The following is a 2,780-nucleotide window of genomic DNA, read 5'->3' as shown; positions in this document are numbered from 1 at the left end:
TATGACCGTGCGTACGCGTCGTGCGTTATGGCATGCGCGCTCCAAAATCGATGCCAAATTTTTGGTCGGTACGGATACCTTGGGTGCGGCTGTTACCAAGGTAATTAAGCTAGTCTGTGAAAATCTGGGATGGGAGTGGGGTGCTTATTGGGCGATTGAGCCGGGCCAGGCGGAAGACCAGCAACTCGCCTGTAAATATTTCTGGCACGACCCGGACTATCCGCTCACAGCATTTACAGATGAAAGTTGTACGCTGCGGATGGCGGCTGGCGCAGGGTTGGTAGGAACAGTATGGCAAACCGGCGAAGCACGTTGGATTGAAGATTTGGTGACCGATCATAGTTTCTTGCGCTACAACAGCGCTGAAAAATGTCGGCTGCGCTCCGGTTATGTGTTTCCCGTGGTGTATGTGACTGAGGATGGGATTCGTAATAGTCCCGGGGTGCTCGAGTTTTATAGTCGGCTCTCGCGTCAGCGTGAGGCGCAATTGCCGAATCTTTCGGCGACGATAGGTGCACTTATTGCACAGACGGCGCAACGACTCGAGCAGCAGGAAACCATCCGTCAATTGGCGCAGATCGATGGCTTGACGGAGTTGGCTAATCGCACCTATTTTTATCGGATGCTCGATAATCAATGTGCCGACAGTGCCGCCTCGGGCGCATCGTTCGGGTTGATATTTATTGATCTCGATCGCTTTAAGCCTGTCAATGATGCCTTCGGTCATGAGGCTGGGAATGTGGTCTTGCGTGAATTTGCACAACGATTGCAAGCCCTTGCTCCGCCAGGGAGTTACGTTGGACGCCTCGGTGGTGATGAGTTCGCGATTATGTTGATTCCCGAGCGTGCGTCATTGCTGTTAGGTGCATTATTGGATGCGCTAGCTGAGCGCGTATTGGTAGCCGCGCGTACGCCGTTTATGTTTGAAGGTAACGAGATGGCGGTGTCGGCCAGTATTGGCATTAGCATCTTTCCGGAAAACGGCATGACCAGTCCAGAGCTATTGCGCAGTGCCGATGAGGCAATGTATCGGATCAAGAAAAATGGCCGCAATGCGCTGAGTTTTTTTTCGAATAGCACCTCCCAGACGCTTGCAGTGCAACAGTCCGACGTGGCATTGCGACTGACGCTGGAGGCGGAGTTGCATCAGGGATTGGCAGATAACGCATTCTTTCTGGAGTATCAACCGATATTCGATGGTGGTGGCCAGCATATGCAGGCTGTTGAAGCCTTGATTCGTTGGCGGCGTGCGAACGGGGAAGTGGTGCGGCCCGATATTTTTATCCCGATTGCAGAACAGAGTAGTTTGATTGTGAGTCTCGGACGTTGGGTCTTGCGGCAAGCCTGTAGCGACCTTGCCATATTGCATCGGTCCGGTTTTGGTGAGTTGCAAATGCATGTCAATATGGCTGCGCCAGAATTTACCAGCAGTGATTTTCCCGATGAACTGAGTGCTATTTTGAAGGAGACGGGAATTGCTTCGTACCATCTTTGCCTGGAGTTGACGGAAGGGATGGTGATGCAGCAACCGGATAAGGTGATCCCGGTCATGCGCGCCCTGCGGCAACTCGGCGTAGGGATTAGCCTTGATGATTTCGGTATGGGTTATTCGTCGCTATCGCGCTTGAAAAATCTGCCTATTTCTTCCATTAAAATTGATCGCTCTTTCGTGAGCGGCTTGCCGAATCAGAAGGAAGACAAAGCGATCGTACGCACCATCATAGAGCTTGGCCGACACATGCATCTGGACGTCATTGCAGAGGGGGTGGAAACCGATGCGCAGTTGGCTTATTTGCGCCAATATGGTTGTAGTCTGATACAGGGATATGTATTGAGTCGCCCTAAGCTGCTTAATGATTTGATCGCTTTGTATCGGCCAGTATAGAAATACTGGCTAAGAGTTAATCGCTGCGCATCGGTTTATAAATATTGTCCGTGTGTAGCGAGAAGCTTGCCGCATTTTTTTTCACTAATTTGAGCTCGTCAAAAAAAGCTTTCAGCGTGTACGCAACGGTGGGGAAGGCAATCTCTTCCCACGGAATCTGCGCTTCAGTAAACATCTCAACTTCCAGGCTTTCAATCCCGGCCGCATAGTCAAGATCGAGCAAGGTTGCCCGATAAAACAAATGCACCTGATGCACGCGCGGGACATTGATCATGGAAAAAAGTCCATGTAATGCAATCTTGGCCCCGGCTTCTTCTTCTGTTTCGCGGCGGGCCGCGTCTTCGGTGGTTTCATCGTTTTCCATGAATCCAGCAGGGAGTGTCCAGTAGCCGTGACGCGGTTCTATGGCCCGTTTGCACAGCAAGACACTGACTTCGCCCTCATGCTCCCACACTGGAATGGAGCCGACTACCATCTTTGGATTTTGATAATGAATCGTGCCGCAATTGCTGCACACAAAGCGCTCACGTGTGTCATCAGGCGGAATTTGCAGAGATACAGGATGCGCGCATTCGGAGCAGAATTTCATAGGGATCGTGTCAAGGTCTGGGGGGGGGGCAATGCTTAAGTTGAAGAGCGTGCTCGGTGTCGGACACGGAAGTGTATCACCGCGTCATTGAAATGGATTTCCTACCTATAAAATTTGCTGTTCGGATTGACGCAAAAAGGCCTCAGTCCGCTTGATCGGACTAGGGTGTGTTGACAGCAAATATGCCTCACTGGAATAATTTCAGGTAAGTCCTAGCTATCTCAGTCGATAGGCTATATAATCTCATTCCTCAGACGCGGGGTGGAGCAGTCTGGCAGCTCGTCGGGCTCATAACCCGAAGGTCGT

2 protein-coding genes are annotated in these 2,780 nt (G+C 51.3%); one reads left to right on the top strand and one right to left on the bottom strand.

The genetic code is table 11. From position 1 onward, the window contains the following. The coding region (locus ACVBEF_RS20980) for a putative bifunctional diguanylate cyclase/phosphodiesterase (protein WP_447125836.1) at positions 1-1,885 on the top strand (1,885 nt) is incomplete at its 5' end. A 16-nt stretch (positions 1,886-1,901) separates the two neighbouring features. Here the strand turns inward: ACVBEF_RS20980 and ACVBEF_RS20975 are convergent. After that, complete coding sequence (locus ACVBEF_RS20975; protein ID WP_447125835.1) at positions 1,902-2,474, bottom strand: NUDIX hydrolase; 573 nt, start codon at positions 2,472-2,474, stop codon at positions 1,902-1,904. Between the last annotated feature and the right edge of the window lie 306 nt (positions 2,475-2,780).

Source organism: Glaciimonas sp. GG7, assembly GCF_052976905.1.
Note: the sequence above shows the minus strand (reverse complement) of the source record. Positions and strands in the feature narration are given on the sequence as shown.